Origin of the sequence: Chloroflexus sp., from assembly GCF_034434295.1 — a bacterium.
In the GTDB taxonomy this organism is placed as follows: domain Bacteria; phylum Chloroflexota; class Chloroflexia; order Chloroflexales; family Chloroflexaceae; genus Chloroflexus.
Genome location: NZ_DAOTZQ010000044.1, coordinates 1 through 20,499 on the forward strand (window position 1 = coordinate 1; position 20,499 = coordinate 20,499).

At 55.7% G+C, this 20,499-nt stretch carries 16 protein-coding genes and 1 pseudogene; 3 read left to right on the top strand and 14 right to left on the bottom strand.

Going from position 1 to position 20,499, the window contains the following annotated elements; translation table 11 throughout:
• The 7 genes and pseudogenes from VAE57_RS06405 to rpmB all read right to left on the bottom strand — a co-directional run.
• A pseudogene (locus VAE57_RS06405) lies at positions 1 to 1,141 on the bottom strand (hypothetical protein); the annotation flags it as partial.
• A gap of 29 nt (positions 1,142 to 1,170) precedes the next feature.
• On the bottom strand, positions 1,171 to 1,839 hold the full coding sequence (locus VAE57_RS06410) for a hypothetical protein (RefSeq protein ID WP_322821056.1): 669 nt from the start codon (positions 1,837 to 1,839) through the stop codon (positions 1,171 to 1,173).
• A gap of 4 nt (positions 1,840 to 1,843) precedes the next feature.
• A complete protein-coding gene (locus tag VAE57_RS06415; RefSeq protein ID WP_322821057.1) occupies positions 1,844 to 2,638 on the bottom strand; it encodes a DUF6754 domain-containing protein in 795 nt (264 codons plus the stop codon).
• A gap of 131 nt (positions 2,639 to 2,769) precedes the next feature.
• Positions 2,770 to 3,015, bottom strand: coding sequence for a hypothetical protein (locus VAE57_RS06420; protein ID WP_322821058.1), 246 nt, complete (start codon positions 3,013 to 3,015; stop codon positions 2,770 to 2,772).
• Complete coding sequence (locus tag VAE57_RS06425; RefSeq protein ID WP_322821059.1) at positions 2,972 to 3,460, bottom strand: SRPBCC family protein; 489 nt, start codon at positions 3,458 to 3,460, stop codon at positions 2,972 to 2,974. Before VAE57_RS06425 ends, VAE57_RS06420 begins: the two co-directional genes overlap by 44 nt.
• A 46-nt stretch (positions 3,461 to 3,506) precedes the next feature.
• A complete protein-coding gene (locus VAE57_RS06430) occupies positions 3,507 to 4,577 on the bottom strand; it encodes an ATP-dependent 6-phosphofructokinase (RefSeq protein ID WP_322821060.1) in 1,071 nt (356 codons plus the stop codon).
• Between the two features lie 294 nt (positions 4,578 to 4,871).
• Positions 4,872 to 5,057, bottom strand: a complete 186-nt coding sequence (rpmB, locus tag VAE57_RS18780) for a 50S ribosomal protein L28 (protein ID WP_416208436.1) — start codon at positions 5,055 to 5,057, stop codon at positions 4,872 to 4,874.
• 103 nt (positions 5,058 to 5,160) lie between these two features.
• Here rpmB and VAE57_RS06440 point away from each other — a divergent pair, with 103 nt between their 5' ends.
• Genes VAE57_RS06440 through VAE57_RS06450 form a run of 3 tightly spaced genes read left to right on the top strand, consistent with a single transcriptional unit; the run spans position 5,161 to position 9,928 of the window.
• Positions 5,161 to 6,015 (top strand): DegV family protein, encoded by an 855-nt coding sequence (locus VAE57_RS06440; protein ID WP_322821062.1) that lies wholly within the window; start codon positions 5,161 to 5,163, stop codon positions 6,013 to 6,015.
• A complete protein-coding gene (gene recG, locus VAE57_RS06445; RefSeq protein ID WP_322821063.1) occupies positions 6,012 to 8,633 on the top strand; it encodes an ATP-dependent DNA helicase RecG in 2,622 nt (873 codons plus the stop codon). Before VAE57_RS06440 ends, recG begins: the two co-directional genes overlap by 4 nt.
• A 17-nt stretch (positions 8,634 to 8,650) precedes the next feature.
• Positions 8,651 to 9,928: an E3 binding domain-containing protein gene (locus VAE57_RS06450; protein WP_322821064.1), complete on the top strand. Its 1,278-nt coding sequence runs from the start codon at positions 8,651 to 8,653 to the stop codon at positions 9,926 to 9,928.
• Positions 9,929 to 10,450: 522 nt separating this feature from the next.
• Here the strand turns inward: VAE57_RS06450 and pstB are convergent.
• From pstB to VAE57_RS06485, 7 genes are all read right to left on the bottom strand, one after another.
• On the bottom strand, positions 10,451 to 11,251 hold the full coding sequence (gene pstB / locus VAE57_RS06455; protein ID WP_322821065.1) for a phosphate ABC transporter ATP-binding protein PstB: 801 nt from the start codon (positions 11,249 to 11,251) through the stop codon (positions 10,451 to 10,453).
• A gap of 19 nt (positions 11,252 to 11,270) precedes the next feature.
• The gene (pstA, locus tag VAE57_RS06460; protein ID WP_322821066.1) at positions 11,271 to 12,206 is read right to left on the bottom strand and encodes a phosphate ABC transporter permease PstA; all 936 of its coding nucleotides are present in this window, start codon (positions 12,204 to 12,206) and stop codon (positions 11,271 to 11,273) included.
• Positions 12,206 to 13,120 carry a phosphate ABC transporter permease subunit PstC gene (pstC, locus tag VAE57_RS06465; protein ID WP_322821067.1) on the bottom strand — a complete coding sequence of 305 codons (915 nt, stop codon included), beginning with the start codon at positions 13,118 to 13,120 and terminating at the stop codon, positions 12,206 to 12,208. The genes pstA and pstC overlap by 1 nt, the downstream gene beginning before the upstream one ends.
• Positions 13,121 to 13,230: 110 nt before the next feature.
• Positions 13,231 to 14,343: a PstS family phosphate ABC transporter substrate-binding protein gene (locus tag VAE57_RS06470; protein WP_322821068.1), complete on the bottom strand. Its 1,113-nt coding sequence runs from the start codon at positions 14,341 to 14,343 to the stop codon at positions 13,231 to 13,233.
• A gap of 1,223 nt (positions 14,344 to 15,566) precedes the next feature.
• On the bottom strand, positions 15,567 to 17,504 hold the full coding sequence (locus VAE57_RS06475) for a choice-of-anchor Q domain-containing protein (protein WP_322821069.1): 1,938 nt from the start codon (positions 17,502 to 17,504) through the stop codon (positions 15,567 to 15,569).
• Between the two features lie 71 nt (positions 17,505 to 17,575).
• On the bottom strand, positions 17,576 to 19,495 hold the full coding sequence (locus VAE57_RS06480) for a peptidoglycan recognition family protein (protein WP_322821070.1): 1,920 nt from the start codon (positions 19,493 to 19,495) through the stop codon (positions 17,576 to 17,578).
• An 18-nt stretch (positions 19,496 to 19,513) separates the two neighbouring features.
• Positions 19,514 to 20,473: a TerC family protein gene (locus tag VAE57_RS06485; RefSeq protein WP_322821071.1), complete on the bottom strand. Its 960-nt coding sequence runs from the start codon at positions 20,471 to 20,473 to the stop codon at positions 19,514 to 19,516.
• Positions 20,474 to 20,499 lie beyond the last annotated feature (26 nt).

Sequence of the window (20,499 nt, forward strand, 5' to 3'; positions counted from 1 at the left end):
GCGCCGCTTCGTCTTGCAACCACGCCGGCGCTTCATCGGCAGCGGCAGCCGGCCATGCATCGGCAGCAGGTGCCTCGGCTTCGCGCAGCCAGGTTGGGATGTCGGCAGAGGCTTCAGGTTCAGAACCGGCAGGCGTCATCCCCGAAGGAGCAGACAGATCGACACCTTCCTGCCCGGGTACAACAGCACGACTATCGGCCAGCAACGTTGGCGCGTCAGGCGGAATTGCAGGTGAAGTCGATGATATTGAAGACTCATCTTCGAGCAACCAGGAAGGTAAATCAAGACGCACCGAACCTGGTGCAGCAGGTGGCTCATCACCAGCAACATCCTGAAGCCAGGCCGGTAGAGCCGGTGCCGAAGGATCAACAGTCGGTGGCTGAGTGGAAGACAGCCAGTCAGGAACATCAGTTGCAACAACCGTCTCAGCATTTGCGCTACCGGCTCTTGCCCAGTCATCCTCTGAGGCCAGTCGGGCCAAATCATCCAGCCAATCGGTTGGAGTCTTTTCAGACGCTTCCTTCGCTTTAACCGGAGGGGTCGTCTCTACTGGTGGTAAAGACGCTAAGGCTTGCGAGACATCCTCTTCACTTAACTCACGTAACCAATCGGGAACACCGGCGTTTGGATCAGGGGGTACCGGTTCTGGCGTTTGTTCTGCTGGAGCCGACTCAACCTCGTCTTCATGGCCCATACTGCGCAGCCAATCGGTCGGGCCGACCGGCATCCGCAGGCGCGAACTGGTCGTCGGTGGCGGTTCAGACGGTATCGCCGGGTTAGTTGACGCCTCCCCCCCTAACCCTTGCAGCCAGCCGGTGGCCCCAAATGTTGAAGGACGTTCGGTTGGCGGTTCTGCCTCAACACTACCCAACCATTCAGCGGCGGTTCCGGTATCAGCAAGCGGATCGGCAACCTCTGCTTGCAATTCGGCCAGCCAGTCAGGCACACTTGCCGACTCGGCTACCGCCTCAGAGTCTGGTTCAGATTCAGTAAGCCAGGCAGGAGGATGGTCTGTTGCTGGCGTCGCCTCAGGAGGGGCAAAACTATCAATACCGCGCAACCAGGCCGGCGTCTCATCATCGGCGTCAGTTGGCGGTGGAGGCAAAGGTACATTACGCAACCACGGCGGTAGGTGTTCCATAGACATTCGGGTACCGCTACCCAACCGGATCAACGGTCGGCATACGGCATATCAAAACCAATTAGCAGACGGACTCCGGCCACCAGCGCTCCAATCGCAGAGCCAAGCAGCAGACCGCGCGCTCCGGCCGCAACCAGATAGTCATTCACCCATTGTACCGTCTGCCCAATTATTGGAATGAGTGTTAATGGTGGCAACTGAATAATCAACGCTATAATCGCCACAGCCACCACAAACACAGCCTCGAGGCGGCCACTACGCATTGCGCGCAGCATAGCACTGAGCGCAAAAAATGAAAGCAGCGCTAACAGACTGGCGGCTAACGGTTCATAAATCAGACGGAAAACAGTACGGATTGGTGGATCAGCGAGCGTTGCCGGTAACGACAAACCGGTTGCAGTACGGGTTGGGTAGAAGATTCCGGCCACAATCACCACAATCATACCGGCCAGAAGTACAAGGCTATACCCGGCCTCCGCTGATCTGCTCCGAGCACGGTGTAGATGAACGAAAAACACACTTAACACACCAATTGCAACCGCAATCGCTGTAATCAATGCTGCCCAGCGCACCAAAACGACTGCTACCGCACTTACTGCCGGGCCGGCACCAACAAAATCGAGCAGCACAATCAGACCGCTCACTCCAGCAATTAATACAGTGATAAGCTGACGAGGATTGCGCAATGGTGATGACATTACCTCACCATCCCGGTAAAGCCGTCCATCCAAATGCTATCCGGATCAGACCGTATCCGAAAGCCATCAACATGAGCCAGATGATCACCGTGCGCAGCGCATCATGAGTAAGCAGTCGGGCCTGTGGGGCGGGGGCAATCGAGAGATGTGCATCAGCAGCGTACAGCTCTTCACCAACCAGCACGTGTGGAGTTGTGAGTGTCATCAAACCCAATGCTGATGGGTGAGTACTCCCCAGTACCTGCGGTATCGCCCGCTGAGCACCGGTTTCAGCCGCCAGCAACACCTCTTGCCCAAATGCTCCGCTGAGCACACTGGCTTCCAATTGCGCCTGCTGATAATGTGCTGCAACAGCAGTCGCGTATGCCATCGCATCAGCATGCGCCCACAACTCAATCTGCCGCGGGTCAAACGACTGAGACTGCCCCAGGGCCTGATAAGCCTGCCGTACCACACCACGTAAGGCCAGATGAGCAACCGCATCAGCCGAACTAACCTCAATTGCTGCTCCTCCGGCCGCAGCCCGGCCAGCAGCCTGGCTTATCATACTCAAGCCGGCCAACAGCTCGGCTGTACTGGCCCGTTGTCCTTCTCCGGCACCAATGGTGCTTGCACCCGGCGAGAGATGAACCGGTCGCCCGGTTTCGGCACTGCGAGCAAGAGCAGAGCGCAGGACATCAAAGGCAGGTAACGACCGACGTTCCGGTAGCCGACCAGAGAGTACACGGGCATGATGCAGCCAGACCAGAGCAACAACGACAACCAGTGTAACGATTAAGAAGATTGCCGGCAGGGTCATGAATATCCGTTCCTTCCTTCCGCCAACAAGCAATCTTTTACAGACTAATGACCAATTTCTTATTGAGTTTAACCCACGAGATCGGGTTTGTCAATTATTTTCCGTGATCAGTTTTGAAGACATGCTGTTGATCAGTCTTCGCGTTGCAAACGACTCTGCACCAAATCGCGTAATGTCGGCCAATGACCGGGGACAGTGAGCGTATCAGCAATGACAGCCCAACGAGTTCCCCGCAGCAGGGGCACCAGTGTCTGTACCATCTGACTACACACCACATCAAACGGTGCTGCTATGTGCAGAAGTATCGCGACCGGTACATTAAGGCCGGCTCTTTCAATCTGATCGGCCAGTTGTTGCAGCGGATACGACGGTTGCATGGGGGGATTGCTCCACTTCGCGACGCAAAGCCTGCAGAAATTCCATTGCCAGCTTCTCGAAGCGTTTACGCTGAGTCGAATCGATGAGATGTGCCACCAGATCGGGCAACTCCAACTGATCCAGACGCTCGATACGGTAACGACCATCCTCTAGTGGGATCAGACGACAGCGATTAACACCTTGAAACGGTGGAAAGCTGATACGAAAACGGGTTGCCCGACTGAGTGGCGTATAATCAATCACTTCCATATCAGCGTGCACGAGTAGACCGTGCAACTTAAACCGATACCCCTGGCGAGGATGCTCGTTGGGAGGCAACTCAATACGCACCCGTTCAAGTGATGGCATCCAACGCGGCCAGTTGCCAAAATCATCCAGCACCGCCAGTACCCGCTCCGGCGGCGCTGTGGTCACAGTTGTTGCGGCGATCTCGTAGCGGATCATCTCGTCATACCTTTATCCTTATCCTGTCGCTAAACCTGCCATGTGATCAGAGTTCATCGCCGAAGGCAATCCCCAAACTACGCGCACAGAGCACCAAATCGCTGTGTGGACGTACCCGATTCAGGTAGCCGCAAGCTTCGGCCAACGGTACCGTCACAATGTCTTGCCCGCGGAGAGCCACCATTTCGCCATAGATACCACGGGCTGCCGCCTGCACCGCTGCCGCACCATAGCGGGTCGAAAGGAGCCGATCATAGGGCGATGGCGAACCACCACGCTGTAAATGGCCCAAAACGACGACCCGAACCTCTTTGGCGGTCAGCTTTTCGAGCTGTTCACCAACCCAGTGACCAATTCCACCCAACCGGCCTTCGGCGATATACATCTCACTACCACCGCGAGGGCGGGCACCTTCAGCCACAACGATGATGCTGAACGAGCTACCCTGATGGTCACGTGCCATGACCTTCTCGGCAACTCGCTCAATCGAAAATGGAATCTCGGGAATCAGGATAACATCAGCACCACCGGACAGACCGGCATGGAGAGCGATCCAACCGGTATGTCGGCCCATGACTTCCAATATCATAACGCGATTATGGCTGGCAGCGGTCGTGTGCAAGCGATCAATTGCATCGGTCGCTACCTGCAACGCTGTATCGAAACCGAATGTACGATCAGTTCCGGCGAGATCGTTATCAATCGTTTTCGGTACGCCAATCACCGGCGCACCCAATTTATGCAGTTCAAGAGCAATCCGCTGCGTCCCCTCACCACCGATAGTGATCAGTGCCCGCAGCCCCATCTCCTCAATCGCCTTTACCGCCCGCACATACGGATCGGCCTCTGACAGCTCATCGCTCCGGCGCGGGCAAAAATGCCCCTTGTTCGTTGTGCGCAGGATTGTGCCGCCCCGTGGCAATAATCCCTGTACGTCAGCATTGGTGAGAACCCGGTAACTCTTTGTCCCTAATAATCCCTCAAAACCATCGTGAATACCGATCACTTCCCAACCCAGACCGGACGCCGACTTGACGACTGCACGGATGACGGCATTGAGTCCTGGCGCGTCACCGCCACTGGTAAGCACGCCGATCCGCTGCTTTTTGCTCGCCATGGCTTACCCCTTTGGATTTGCGTTATCGTTTCACCCCGACAAACAAATTATACCACTCGCAACTATGTTTGCGAGTGAAAGACTGGTTTTTTCGGGTTGTCAGATAGCTATGCGAAACGCCCTGACCTGACAGCACATTACCCGGTCGTCGCCAAAGCAAGGTGGATGATCTGCGATTGCTAGCCTTGGCAGACTGTTTGCGTGCCATCATCGTATCGGCTATAATGAAAAAAAGCGTAGAGGCCAGCGTCCCTGGCGGACACTGGCCTCTCGTAGTGAAGATCGGATAATGTGTTATCGTGTCTTCACCAGGGTACGCATGCAGCGGGTGCAGATACGAACCTGGACGGATTGTCCGCCCGGTACCGTCAATGTCGTCTTCTGAATGTTGGGACGCCAGATGCGGTTCGTGCGGCGCTTCGAGAAGCTGACATTATGACCAAATGAAGGTTTTTTACCGCAAAGTTCACAGGTTGCCATACGTTTACTCTCCGAAAGATACATCTTTGTAATAGTCACACTTTGTGAGACTATACCATATTGCATTCGCTTTGGCAAACCGCTCCGGAAGACAGGGCAGACCATGGCTACAATGAAAGTTATTACCGACGGCGCAAGTGACATTCCGTTTGATATTGCGCACGAACTTGAGATTGAAGTGGTACCACTGCTGGCACGTATCGATGACCGTCTTTATCGGATTGGCATTGACATTAGTGAAGATCAGGTCTACGATCAGCTCTTCAGCGGCAACCAGCGGGTCGAGATCGTCAAACCAAACGCAACGACCTTTGAGACGCTCTACCGCAGCCTGTTAGGACGCTATGATTATGTCTTTTCGATTCATCTGAGCCGGCATCTCGGCGAGATTTACAGTGAAGCACTGGCCGGACGTTCCCGTTTGCCGGCGTCGAGTACCCGGATCGAGATCATCGATAGTAAGCTGGCCGGCATGGGGCTTGGCTCGGTGGCCATTACAGCGGCACGGGCTATTCGTGATGGTATGACACCGGCTGAAGTGAATGAACGGATCGGACAAACGATTCGCCATACCCATACGGCATTTTTCGTCGATACGATGGAGTACCTTGAGCAGAGTGGACTGCTTACCTTCAGTGGTTCACTGATTGGTTCGATGCAGCGGATTAAACCGTTGATGATTCTCGATGAAGGTGAAATCGTACCTTACGAGCGCACGCGCACACGAGCGAAGGCGATAGAAGGGCTATTCACCTTTGTCGAGGATTTTCCGCACGTTGAAGATGTGATCATTCACTACGCGACGACGCCTGAAGATGTTGAGAAACTGCTTGAGAAGCTAGACCCCATCTTTTCCCGTGATCGAGTCCAGGTATCGCGGATGGGGCCGGCAATTGCTGCCTGCCTCGGCCCCGGTGCAATGGCAGTGACCGCATTTGAAGGTTTCGATGAGGTATGACCGAGGCTGAGCGACAGCAGGTAATAGCGCTCGGCAGGTTGCTGGCCGCCGAGCGCCGTGATGGATGCGCGGATCGGGTGTCACCTGATGGCCTGGTGGCGTACCTCAACCGGTGGAATTCAGCGGCAGGAAGTGCAGCACGTTTGCCTGCGGTGCAACGTGCGCTTGGTTGTCTGGTCGGCTACGATGGCATGACGCTGGCCGAGCGTGATCAGGCTCTGGCAGAGGCAATCGACATGCTGCGCTCACTCTTTCGCGCTGCCCCTACTGCACCAGTTGAACCAACAGCGCCACCGTCGCCAGCAGTTGCCGATCCTGCACACGATACCGGCCACGTACCGGTAACCAAACGTAGCACTTCTGCCCGGCAGTCACGCAAGCGCACAGCTAACGTGGCCCAGCGCCCGCTGGCTGAACTCGGCCTCGATGCGCCGCTTGAGCAGATCGCGGGCATCGACTGGCGGCTGGTCGGTGGTTTTCGGCGCCTGGGAGTGCGTACTATCCACGATCTGCTGTACCACTTTCCCCGGCGCTACGATGATGTGAGAAATCGACGTTCGATTAGCGAATTACAAGTCGGGGCAGAGGAAACGGTGATTGGTGAGGTGACCGATGTGCGCACTATCGGCACCGGCCCCAAATTACGAGTACGGGTCGAAGTCAGCGACGAGACCGGATCAATCGAGGCGATCTTTTTCAATCAACGCTGGATTGCGCAGCAGATTCGGGTCGGGCAGACGATTGCACTTAGCGGTAAAGTGACAACCTTTGGCGGGAAGCGGCAGTTTAGCAGTCCACGCTGGGAACGCTATACACCTGATCCTGATGCACTCTTACACACTGGCCGCCTGGTGCCGATCCATCCCTTGACGCAAGGCTTGCACGAGAACCAGGTGCGTCGCTTCATCAAGCAAGTGGTTGATACAATGGTCTCACGGGTCGAGGATCATCTGCCGCCTGCTCGCATCCAGCAGGCCAGGTTGATACCGCTAAGTGAAGCACTGGCGCAAATCCATTTTCCGACCGACCATACCAGCCTGGCTGCGGCACGTCGCCGGCTGGGATTCGACGAATTTCTGTTTATTCAGATCGGTGTGTTGCAGCGTAAACGCCTCTGGCAGCAGGAGATGGGCTATGCCTTCACCATCGATATGCAGGTACACGCCGAACTCCAACGCCTGTTGCCGTTTCAATTGACCACTGCCCAACGGCGGGCAATCGAGGAAATCTTCAGCGACCTCCGCCGTCCATCACCAATGGCTCGCTTGCTGCAAGGCGATGTTGGCAGCGGTAAAACGGTGGTGGCCGCAGCCGCGCTGCTACAGGCCGTTGCCAATGGCTTCCAGGGCGCCCTGATGGCACCGACTGAAATTCTGGCCGAGCAACACGCTAAAAACCTGAAACAACTTCTCAGTCGGGTGCGTGTGCCGCGTAAGACAACCACAGCCGCTACGTCTTCTGCGTATCAGCAAGCCGATTGGCGATCACTACTCGATCCTGAAGAAGCAGCGCAACTGGCCGAGATCGTCTCCATTCTCGGCATGTCTCCCGAAGAGGATATGGATGGGCACGGAGTACGGGTCGCTTTGCTCACCGGCAGTCTGGGGACACGCGAGCGGCGGCGGGTGCTGGAAGGAATTGCGCGCGGCGACATTGACCTGGTAGTAGGAACCCATGCGCTGATCACTGAAACGGTGCAATTCGCTCATCTGGGGCTGGTGGTGGTTGACGAGCAGCATCGGTTTGGGGTAGAACAGCGTCTGCGCCTGAAGAATAAAGGCTACAATCCGCACATGCTGGTGATGACTGCCACCCCGATTCCGCGCACGCTCACGATGACTATCTACGGCGATCTGGACGTATCGGTGCTCGACGAGCATCCACCGGGCCGGCAAGAGATTCGCACAAAGCGGGTGGGCCGGGCTGAGCGGGCAAAGGTCTACCGACATATTCGGAAGCAGGTCGCTGAAGGACGCCAGGTGTATGTCATCTGCCCACTGGTTGAAGAGAGTGAAAAACTTGACCTGCCCTCAGCCGAAGAGATGTATGAACGCCTTCAGCACGAAGTCTTTCCCGACTTGCGCGTGGCATTGCTGCACGGCAAACTGTCGGCCCGCGAGAAAGACGATGTGATGCGGGCATTTCGCGATCATCAGTACGACATTCTGGTCGCAACTGCGGTGATCGAGGTGGGGATTGATGTACCGAACGCCACAACAATTGTTATCGAGGGGGCCGAACGGTTCGGCCTGGCGCAATTGCACCAGTTTCGCGGGCGGGTCGGGCGTGGCCATCATCAGAGTTACTGCATCCTGATCAGTGACAGCGATAATCAGCAGTCAAAAGAGCGATTGGCGGCACTTGAACAAACAACCGATGGCTTCAAGCTGGCCGAAATTGATTTACAATTGCGTGGGCCGGGTGAATTTTTCGGTACGCGCCAAAGTGGGACACCCGATCTGAAGATGGCCCAACAAGGCGATACCCGCCTGCTGGCCGAAGCACGGGCATTGGCCGACGCTATTCTCGTCGATGATCCTGAACTCAAGCGTTCCGAACATGACCTTTTGCGCCGAAAAGTGAACGACTTTTGGTCTGCGGCGACGCAGTCCGGTTGAAGCGATGAGGCTTGAAGATGCAGGTACAAACCATCAGCATCCCCCCAGCGTTAGGTGAGGCGACGTTACTGGAATGGCTGGTTGCCGTTGGCGAGTCGGTCACACCAACAACGCCACTTGCCCGTGTCTTAACCGTACATGCCGAGTGGGCTATCCCGGCTCAGTGCGAGGGAGTGGTGGCTGAGCATGTGGTTACCGCAGGAGAAACAATTCCGGCAGGAGGTGCGCTGGCCCGTTGTACTCCGCCACCACGGGTACGGGCGACACCCCTGGCACGCCAGCTGGCAACTGCGTTGGGAGTTGATCTGGCGGCTCTTACCGGGAGTGGCCCTGGTGGTCGCATCATGCGTGCCGATGTTGTCAAAGCTGTGGATGTAGCTTCCGGCTCATCAGACTCTCTCCCTCCACCGGCAGCGGTAGGAGATACGGCGCCTGCTAGAGCGGTAGCGGATGAAACGGTCGGTACGATTAGGTCGTCGACCACCGAGCTACGAATTGTTGAGGCGCAGCCGATACCGCTTGCCAGCGCGACGGTTGCGGCTGTGGATGTAGCTTCCGGCTCATCAGACTCTCTCCCTCCATCGGCAGCGGTAGAAGACACGGCGCCTGCTAGAGCGGTAGCAGATGAAACGGTCGGTACGATTACGTCGTCGACCACAGGGCTGCGCATTATTGATGCACAGCCAGTACCGCTCGCCAGCGTAACGATTGCAATTGATCTGCAATCGGTTTTGTACCAATGCCGGGTGCAGAACGCGACGTTTGCAAGGTATGGCCTGCAAGCGACCCCTCTGAGCGCTCTGATCGCAGCCGCAGCCAGCCTTTTTCCTGAGCATCCGCTGATCAATGCCGCCTGGACTGAGACGGCTATCGTGCTGCGCCATCGGTATCACGTAGCTGCCGGTTTAACCGATAGCCGCTGGGTGTTGATTCGCGATGCCGGCGATCTCAACGAACGCGGCATTGCCCGCGCCTTGACCGGAACGGGCCACGATCTGGGGATGGCAACCTGTGCGATTGCCGTTACTGCTGATTGGTGGCAGATCACGCCGCCCTTGCCGGGAACAGTAGCAGCATTGTCGCTGAGCGAAGCGCAGCATAAGCCGGTGGCCCTCAGTGATACGACAATTGCAGTCGGGGCAGTGGCACACCTGAGTCTCTGCTACGATGCGCGTGTGATTGATCATCTGACAGCGATGGCATTTCTGAACGCACTCTGCCGGCGACTCGGCGTCAGGGCACTGGCCGAACCGCAAGAGGATGAGGTCGGCCTTGTGTCATCAGGTATTGTCTGAAGCGCATGGTTTGGGCAACACGTTGCAGGAGCGTACAAGGCGAGTATATCCACTTCAGCGCGTGATACTGCCGCCTGTACAACGAAGTGCATCTTCCAGCATCATCCTCATACGTCAGTATCACCGGCGTCATGGTAGCTTATGCAACATGCACCCGCTACAAAACGCGCAATGTGCGTATGCTGCTCTCAGTGCTAATCTGCGACACACCCCACCCTAACCCGCCCCCGCTGGGGGCGGGTAACACCCGTGCAGGGTATGCTCCGCTGTCGTGTACTGGTTCAGTCGTGCGCTTCTCCGCCAGAAGCGGAAGTGAACGGAGTAGCGAAGAGGGCAGAGCGTACAGTTCCGGGTGAGGCGAGCCGGAGGCTCGCGCTCCCAGTAGGCTACCAGCACCGGCCTACTGTGGTGGGTCATGCACAACCGCAGTGCCAGGGCAACATTAGCTTGCGCGTCCGGCAAGGCGAGCCGGAGGCTCGCGCTCCCAGGGTCCTACCAGCATTGGCTCGTGGTTCACACACATCATCCGAACCGACCAGAGATATACTGCTCGGTGCGTTCATCCTTCGGGTTCTGGAAGATTTGTGATGTCGGGCCATACTCGATGAGTTGCCCGGCGCGGTCACTGTCCATCAAGAAAAAGGCCGTATAGTCAGATGCGCGTGACGCCTGCTGCATGTTGTGGGTCACGATCACAATCGTGTAGTGCTGACGAAGCTCGAACATCAGCTCTTCAATCTTCAATGTCGAGATTGGATCAAGAGCTGAACATGGCTCGTCCATCAGGATCACTTCTGGCTCCACGGCCAGGGCACGAGCAATACAGAGTCGCTGTTGCTGTCCACCGGAGAGAGACAGGCCATTCTGGTTCAGCTTATCTTTCACTTCATCCCACAAGGCAGCACCGCGCAATGAACGCTCGACCAGCTCGTCCATTTCGCCCTTTGAGAGCCGCCAGCCATTGATACGCGGGCCATAGGCGACATTCTCGTAGATGCTCTTCGGGAACGGATTTGGTTTCTGGAAGACCATACCGATCCGACGGCGTACATTGACCGGATCAATACCCGGCGCATAGATATTTTCGCCGTGGAACAGAATTTCTCCTTCCACTCGTGCCGAGGGTACCAGATCGTTCATGCGATTGAACGAACGCAGCACTGTACTCTTACCACAGCCTGAAGGGCCAATCAACGCGGTGATACGATTCTTCTCAATCGCCAAACTCACATTCTTCACCGCCCGAAATGAGCCGTAATAAACGCTCATGTTGCGTGCTTCCAGCGCGTTCGGATTATTCTGATCTAAGTCGTGGACTATCATTGCCAACCTTCACTTGTGATTAGTAGCGCTTCTGATAGCGATTGCGCAAATAGATTGCCAGCGCATTGATTGTCAACAAAATTGTCAGCAATACCAAAATACCGGCAGCGGCCAGCGCACGAAATTCATCCTGTGGTCGCGACGTCCAGTTGAAAATCTGGATCGGCAAGACAGTAAAGATATCCAGGATATTTCGGGGCAAGAATGGTACGAAGGTCAATGCTCCAATAGTGATGAGAGGAGCAGTTTCACCAATTGCCCGCGAGACCGCCAGAATACTGCCGGTAAGAATACCGCCGATGGATTGCGGGAGAACGACGTGCCAGACAGTCTGCCAGCGGGTCGCGCCAAGTGCATAACTGGCCTGTCGCAAGCTCAACGGTACTGCGCGGATCGACTCACGCGATGCCACAATGATGATCGGTACAACCAGCAACGCCAGGGTCAAGGCACCGGTGAGAATACTACGACCGAGAAAGAGCCAGCGGGCAAACACTTGCAGACCGAGCAGACCATAGATGATCGATGGTACTGCCGCCAGGTTACTGATATTGATTTCTACCAGACGGCTAAACCAGTTATCACGGGCATACTCCTCAAGATAGATAGCAGCCGCAACACCAAGCGGAAACGCAAACAGGATGGTTAAGGAGATAGTATATAGCGTGCCGACAATCGCAGCCTTTGCACCGGCCCGCTGCGGAAAGCGCGAGTCAAAGTTGTTAAAGAAATCCCAGGTGAGCCAGTTCGTACCACCGCTAAAAATACCGGTGGCCCGACTAATCACATCCAGTATCAGAATGAGCAGAACGCCCAAACCGAAAATAATACTCAGCCAACCAAAGATGGTCAGCAATGTTCCCTTAAAATGTCGCCACTTTAGATTACCACCACCCCGATCAACGATAGTCTCGGCCGTCTGAGCACTTACTCGAATCTGTTCCTGTGCAGACATTAATCGTAAACCTCCCGGAACTTGCGCACCATCCAATAACTAAAGATGTTGAGCACGAAGGTGAAGAGGAAGAGCGTAAAACCAACCGCGTACAGCGTGTAATAGCTGAGTGAGCCATATGGCGTATCACCCAGGCTGACCTGCACAATGTACGAAGTCATTGTCATCACCGGTACCGTTGGATCGAAGGTAAAGCGGGGATTTTGCCCGGCAGCAATGGCAACAATCATCGTCTCACCGACAGCACGGGAAAACGCCAGGACAACAGAAGCCACAATCCCCGAAATAGCTGCCGGCGTCACAACCCGGGTAGCAACTTCAAATCTAGTCGAACCCAGACCATACGCTGCTTCACGGAGCGAATTGGGTACTGCCGATAACGCATCTTCACTCAATGAAGCGACAAACGGTATCAGCATGACTCCCATCACAAGCCCGGCACTGAGTGAATTAAAGATGCTAAGGGTTGGAATGAAGTTCTTGAGAAATGGTGTTACCACTGTGAGAGCAAAATAGCCGTACACAACGGTTGGAATACCGGCAAGGATTTCGAGCAGAGGCTTCACCGTGCGCCGAATGCGATCTGAGGCAAATTCACTAAGGAAAATCGCGGACACCAGACCGAGCGGCACTGCAACCAGCATCGCGATTGCAGATGTAAGGACGGTTGCCGACACCAATGGCAAGATACCATACTTCTTAATTGAAAAGAGAGGTGTCCATTCTGTTTCGGTGAGGAACTCGATGATAGAGACTTCTCTGAAGAAGGCAATTGTTTCAAAGAGGAGAGAAAAGACGATTCCAGCAGTTGTCAAAATAGAAACGGTTGCTGCAATGATCAGTAAAACCTGAATCATTTTCTCGCCAATAGCACGAGCCAGATTTGGTTGCCCACGGAGGTCAGTAGTAGCCACACAATCCTCCCTTTAAAGTGTTTTGTTTCTCTGTTCTCTAGCCTACCATAGAGACGCGGTATGAGCAAGCGCCATGAAGCTCTGACTCATACCGCACCACGATTAGAACGTTACTTTCCTAAGTAGCGATCCAGGGTCAGACCAACCTCCTCACCTGGTTTGACCAGGGTGCCCAGCACGCGGTCGTTGAAGCGTTTGGCAATCGCGGCATACAGCTCGTCCGACAGCTTCACGTAACCGACCTGCGGGGTCTGGATAATCGGAGTGAACTCGGGGCTGAGGTAGAAGTTGACAAACGCCTGTACCTCTGGCCGCTCGGCAGCTTCCTTGCGCACGTAGATGAACAGCGGGCGCGACAACGGCTGGTAAGAGGCGTCGGCAATGGTCTCGAAGCTCGGTTCGACACAGCCATTGCCGTTGTCAATCGCAACCGGCTTTATCTTGCCCTGGTTCTCCACTACGTAGGCGTAGCCGAGATACCCCATCGCATTCAGATCACCATTCACCCCGGTAATCGTCACGTTGTCATCTTCGGTGGCCTGATAGTCACCCCGGCTTGCCTTGGCCTCGCCGTTGATCGCCTCGGTGAAGTAGTCGAACGTACCCGAGTCGGTGCCGGCACCCAGCAGCACCAGCGGTCGATTCGGGAACTCTGCACGCACCTGATTCCAGTTCGTGATCACACCCTGTGCTTCCGGCTCCCAAATCTTCTTCAGCTCGGCTACGGTCAAGCAGGTGGCCCAATCGTTCTGCGGGTTGACCACTACCGACAGACCGTCATACGCCACCGGCAGCTCGATGTACTCGATCCCGTTCTGCGCACAGATCGCCTGTTCCTCTTCACGGATCGGGCGTGAGGCGTTTGAGATGTCGGTCTCACCGTTGCAGAACTTCTTGAACCCGCCACCGGTACCCGAAATACCCACGCTCACCCGCACATTCGGGGCCAGCCGCAAGAATTCCTCGGCAGCAGCAGCGGTCGGCGGATACACCGTTGATGAACCGTCAATAATGATGTCGCCACTTAATGAAGCCAGCTCAGAGGCAGGCGGAGTGGTCGGGGCTGGAGCTGCGGTGGGCTGGGCTGCCGGTGCCGCAGTCGGCTGGGCTGCCGGTGCCGCAGTGGGCTGAGCTGCCGGCTGTGTACCACAGGCGGCAATGACCGGTACGATCAGTGCCATCAGCATGAGGCCGTAGATCCATCGTTTCGGATTTCTTACCATAGTGAGTGTCTCTCCTTCAACTACTGTCTGCAATCTGCAAGCGCAACCGGAAGCCAGGACATCACATTACCTGACTACCGGCACTTCAGGGTGCGCCACTCTGTGAGATGCAGAGAGCAACGCTTGCAGCGATACAATACACGCACTAATTTAAGACAGCATCATTGAATTGTTAAGCAAATATTAAATACAGGTGAACGTTCGAGGGACGCAATGCGAGTTGGCAGGTTGATTGCATAACAATGTAAGGTTCAATCTGCGGCAAGGTTTGTTATAGCACATTTCACTCAACAATGTGCGTCGTTTAGAATTGATAGCCGTGCTGAATTACTATGAGCGAGCCGCAGGTGGGGCATCATAGTATGAGGTATGAGCGCCGGTGCAGCACTTGCGCCACCATCAGGGGAAGGTAGCAAACGATGGTGGGCAGGTTTGTTGCCTGCCCGACACTTTTGCACGATTCACGCCATCCCGCGCCCATCATCCGATGCATGGGTGCTCAGACCTGTTGTGTACGATACAACCTTCTTGTCATGACCATCATCAGCAGAGTCACCACTGCACCATGCGTCTGCACACCAGCACGGCCGGTGCGGAAGCGTGGCTTCCGCACTCCAAACTCTGCGACACGGACAATCCTATTGGGGAAGGACATCCTCGCCAGCGTGGGATACCGCAATGTTATGCGACACGCCCCCACCCGCCCCGCCTATGCATTACCCACATGTCACGCTGCGGTAGGCTGGACTGCAAGCGCTCCCCGTGACGCGGACTTTCAGCCTGCGTGGAGGTATCATCGCCACCGCCAGCAGGTGCTGGCCGTGGCCGCTAGTGCGCAGGCACGAACCTGGTATGAGCAAATATCTACACGCGGGTAGCGCAGGCATGCCTGACCGACTCGATGATCGGCACGATCCCATCCAGCACCCCCGTGACCAGGATGGGGAACGATGTACCACACGCCGGATCGTGAGCGCGGCTGCTGCGGCAGCGTGGCTGCCGCACTCCAAACCCTGCGCCACGCACATGATGGGCGCGTGAGGCAACCCTTTCAGCACGTACTGGCACGACTGGCGCTGTGCGCTGCCACCGAGCCCGTCGCCCACACCAGCACCTATGACGATCATAACCGCTGATACGCACGTGGTTGACACCAGGTGTGGGTAATGCATAGCTGCTGGGGGCAAGAGTCACCTACTCTGACCAGACTTGATGTTACTGGATCAGCGATTGATCTGCGGGACGTAAACACTGTAGACTGCTGCAACAACCTGCACCTGCGTGCTCCCCACTGCACTGCCCGGCCCGCTGAGTGTGATTGTCAGGGGGCCGAGATCGGCAACATCTGTCATTGTCAGGGTGACCCGTAACCGCTGGCTATCAAGGAAGGTGGTTGCACGCGGTTGACCATCGATAAATGTCTGGGTAGCACTGGTAAAGTCAACGCCATGCAGAATGAGCGGTGGCGGTGATTGATTGCGGACCAATAGCGAAGGTGTTGCGACCAGAAACACCTGCAATTCAAATGCGCCGAGATCGCAGGCGTTTAGTTGCGGGCGAGCAATTCCTCGTTGATCGGTTGGCGGGCAGCCGCTACCGACGTCACGGGCCGGGCTATCAGCAGGAATAGCCATTGTCATCGTCAATCCGCCATTTGCAGCCAACGGCCTGAGCAGTGGATCGCGAAACTGGCTATCGCCCGTCTGAGATGGTGCGCTCTTGCCGGCAAAGCAGGTGACATCGTTCCAAAAGTTTGCCCCGGTGAGACGGGGCGGGTATTGCAGGCTACGACCATCATGCGTTAATTCACGTGAGCAATGCTGCTGAATGTTCCAGCCATTGCCACCGTTTCCGGCTGTGTTGTAGGCAAACAGGCTATTACTGACACTACCATTACCCGAATGACTGATTGCCCCACCGACCCAGCCAGCATAATTTTCGGCAAAGGTGCTGGATTCAATAACAAATGGCTCAGAACGATTGTTCAAGACGTATAGCGCCCCACCGTTTGCATTGAAGCCGGTTCCTTCGGCGCGATTGGCGACGAAGGTCGAATTGACAATCCGTAGACGCACCTGCTGCGGGAAAGCAATCGCGCCGCCGGAGCCATCTTCACGTGGATTACCGTCGGCACCCGGTGTGCGTCGGGTACGATTGGCATGAAACAAACTGCCACTGATAAGAATCTCAGGATTACCGGTACCGGCACCGATAGCCGTACCCCCACCGCCGATAGCTCCGCCCTGCGCACGCTGACCGCCAACTACCGCATTGGCGATGAATGAACTATCGATCACCTCCAGGCGGCTACTGTCTTCGTACAGATTAGCGTGAATGGCACCGCCCGAATTGTACGCCTGGTTCTGCTCGAAGCGACAACGGACGATACGTAAACGGCGATCCGGCCCACCCAATCCATCCGCCGAAATCGCACCACCAAAACTGTCTTGCGGACGCGCTCCAATGGCGGTATTGCTCAGAAAGATGCTATCTTCAACTGATAGACTGCTCTGCAACAAATGGATCGCACCGCCAGCTCCATTGTTGGCGTGATTGTTTTCAAACTGGCTATTGGTGACAATGACCGCACCACCACGACTGTAAATTGCACCACCACCGTAGTCATAGGCATCTCTGCCGGGAGGGACTGCGGTCAGGGTAGTTTGATTGTCGCGAAAGATCACTCGATCTATCACCAGTGTGGGAGTGAAGGTTGAATTGGCCGCTGCAAAATAACTACGAATCGCACCACCACTGCCATCGACCGCCGACTGATCGGTTCCACCACCGCTGGCCCGGCCACCGGTAATCGTCAGATTACGCAGCTCAAGGCGGCTGGGGCCAATATTCCCATACGTGAAATGGTCAATAATCCGCCCACCACCACCCTGTAAGGTGATTAATCCACCGCCATCGATCAAAGTCTGAGGTGCGTTGATGATCAGTGGCGAGGTCAGGATAATGGTATGCGGATTTGGGCCGCAATCAAAGCTAACTTCGCCACCACCGGCCACTGCGTTCACCAGTGCGGCAGCCGTGCAACTGGCCGGTGTACCGGTACCGACCACCTTTGGCGCAGCCTGTACCGGTAGCGATGGCCAGAGAAACATAACAACAGCGGACAGCAAACCCGCAAGGTGCAGCCAGCGATGAAGGTTCATAGCGCCTCAGTGAAGGTTAACACGGGTAAGATTAGCTCCTCGCCGGACAGTGTACGCTTCAGAATGAACGATCAGGATAACGCTTCGCGCAACGCACCGAGCGGCAATCCACTCAATACCTCGTCATCACTACCGGCCAGACTCGTCCAGAGCACAATCGCATCGGGTGAGAGGCGGTAACGGGCGTCGAGTTGGTGTAACAACCAGCGTAGTGCACGAATTTGTGCATCCGTATCACCGGCGTCACGGGTTGCCGGCCAGCCAGCCGGACGCTCCAGTGCGATACCGATGCTGATGCGGTTCAGGTTATACCGGACACCGCCACCGGTAGCAAACCCGGCATGCCAGGCCGCTTTGGCTTCATCAATCAGGCGGTAGATACGACCATCAAGGCCGATCAGGTAGTGGGTTGCAAAGCGGGCATTGAAGTCGGTCATGGCAGCAATCGTATCAGCCACCGCACCGGGTACAGCGTGCAGCACGACCATACTCACGCGCTCGCCATGACGCTCGCTGAAAGCCACAGCCGGTGGTGTCACCTGGGTGATGCTGAAACCACCATCGTCGGGCGGGTTCAGACTCTCTGCCGACACAGCCAGCCCGGTTGACATAGCCATCCCTAACACCGGCATCCCATGCTGACGCGCCAGATCACTCAATCGTTTCACATCACTCCAGTTTGGCACTACGTTGTACAGAACATCGAGCGCAAACGGCTGAAGCGCATACGTCGTCTGCTCAAGGGTGATCTGGTAGCTATTGGCCAGCGGAGCACCAATCGCCCACTGCCGGGCCAGTTGATGAAATGCCCAATCGGGACGATAGGTCGTACCGGCCTGTTTGAAGGTTTCAGAGAGAAGGGCATCGCGCAGCCTGACCGTCGCTGGATCGGTGGCAGTTCCAATCTGGCTCAACTGACGGACATCACTCCAGTTGGGGACAAGGTTGTAGAGCGTGTCAACGGCAAATACCTGATACGCATACTGCTTCCCGTCAACCGTAATCTGCGCACTCTTACCGACCGGCGGCCCCAGACGACGGGCGACGGCGTATTGATGAAAAGCCCAATCTGGACGAAACGGCGAACCGCCCGCTTGATAGGTAGCATCAAGCAAGGCACGGCCCAGGCCACCCGGTGGAATACTGCCACCCAGTAACTCACTCAGGGTCTTGACATCACCCCAATTCGGCACCTCGCAATAGAGTGTATCGCGAGCAAAGGGCTGATAGTTATACTCTTTGCCTGCCACAGTGAGCCGGGCGCTCGGCCCCATGGGCATACCAAGCTGGTGTTCGAGCGCATAGGCGTGAAACGCCCAATCGGCATTGTAACCTTGACCATTGGTCTTATGTTTGTACCCCTCTTCGAGGAGGGCTTCGATCAAGCGTTCATCATCAGGTGTGGGCGTACCGATTTGGCCGGGCGGTAGGGTCGGAGGTGTCGAGCTATTCAGATAGGATTCAACCTGTGACCACACCCACTCTTTGGTTACTGCCCAACCGGGACAGCTCTTTTGATTGGTGTAGTCGCGGTGAAACGAGATCAACTGTCGCGGTGGAATCTGCAACCGACGCGACAATTCCCCCATAACCGCCAGCGAATGCTGCCAAACCTTCCCGGATGGCAAGACCTTATCGAAATAACCGACCATCTCCAGGCCGATGGAATACCAGCCTTTGGCGAGTGAGCCATTGCCGGCACCGGCGTGAATGCCGATCTGCGACATCGGGGTCGCCAGCCAGATACCATCAGGAGCGGCGAAAATGTGAGGGCCAGCCGTCCAGCCTTTGCCGGCGTAGAACTTCTGTATTCCGCGCATGGTGGTCAGGCCACGCCATGAGGTTTCATCCGGTCGGTAGGTATGGTGTAGCACCAGACGGGTTGGTGTCAGCTTACCAAAATCGTAATTGGCAACGTATTCGCGCCATTCGGCAATCGTCAGCATCCGATTGATAAACGGTGGCGAGCCTTCGGTGGGAAAATCGGGCATAGTGTCGCTCCTTCCAGATTAATCGGTTGCGCTGGCCAGACGACGCGACCGAATAAGTGATGCCACCACAGACGCTAGCAAGGTGACGACAATCACCCCCAACGAGATGGTCGTCGGAATATGAACGCCATGACCGCCGAGGAACCAGCCGGAGACTAGAGGAGTGAGCATCTTGACACCGATAAACGACAGAATAATGGCAAGGCCGAAGCGCAGGTAGTAGAACGATTCCATCACCCCGGCCAGCAGAAAATACAACGAACGCAAGCCGAGGATAGCACAGATATTCGAGGTATAGACAATAAACGGATCGTGGGTAATGCCAAAAATGGCCGGGATTGAGTCGACTGCGAACAGCAAATCGGTGCTCTCAACAATGAGCAACACCAGGAAGAGGGGTGTGGCACTAAAGCGATCCGCTTCGCGCACAAAAAACCGATCACCGCGCATATCGGGCGTAATCGGCAACAAACGACGGGCCAGTCGTACCAGCAGATTTCGCTGTGGGTCTACTTCAGGCTCATCATCCTGGAAGATCAGGCGTACCCCTGTCACCAGAAGGAAGGCACCAAACAGGTAGAGGATCCACTCAAACTGCTCGACCAGCGCTGAGCCTAACAGAATCATCGTCCCGCGCATGATCAATGCGCCGAGAATACCCCAAAAGAGTACCCGATGTTGATACTGGGCCGGCACGCGAAAATAGCTGAACAGCAGTACAAAGACAAAGATATTATCAACACTCAGCGAATATTCAACCAGATAACCGGTCAAAAAATTCAGACCATCTTCCGGGCCACGCCACAGCCAGATAATGCCATTGAATATCAACGATAGCGTTATCCAGACCAGTGTCCACAAACCGGCTTCACGGATCGAGACTTTATGCGAATGGCGATGAAAGACTCCCAGATCGAGGGCTAAAACCAGAAAAACGATTGCATGGAAACCGATCCATGCCCAAAGTGTGATGTCCACAATCCCTCCAGAAAGATCATGCAAAG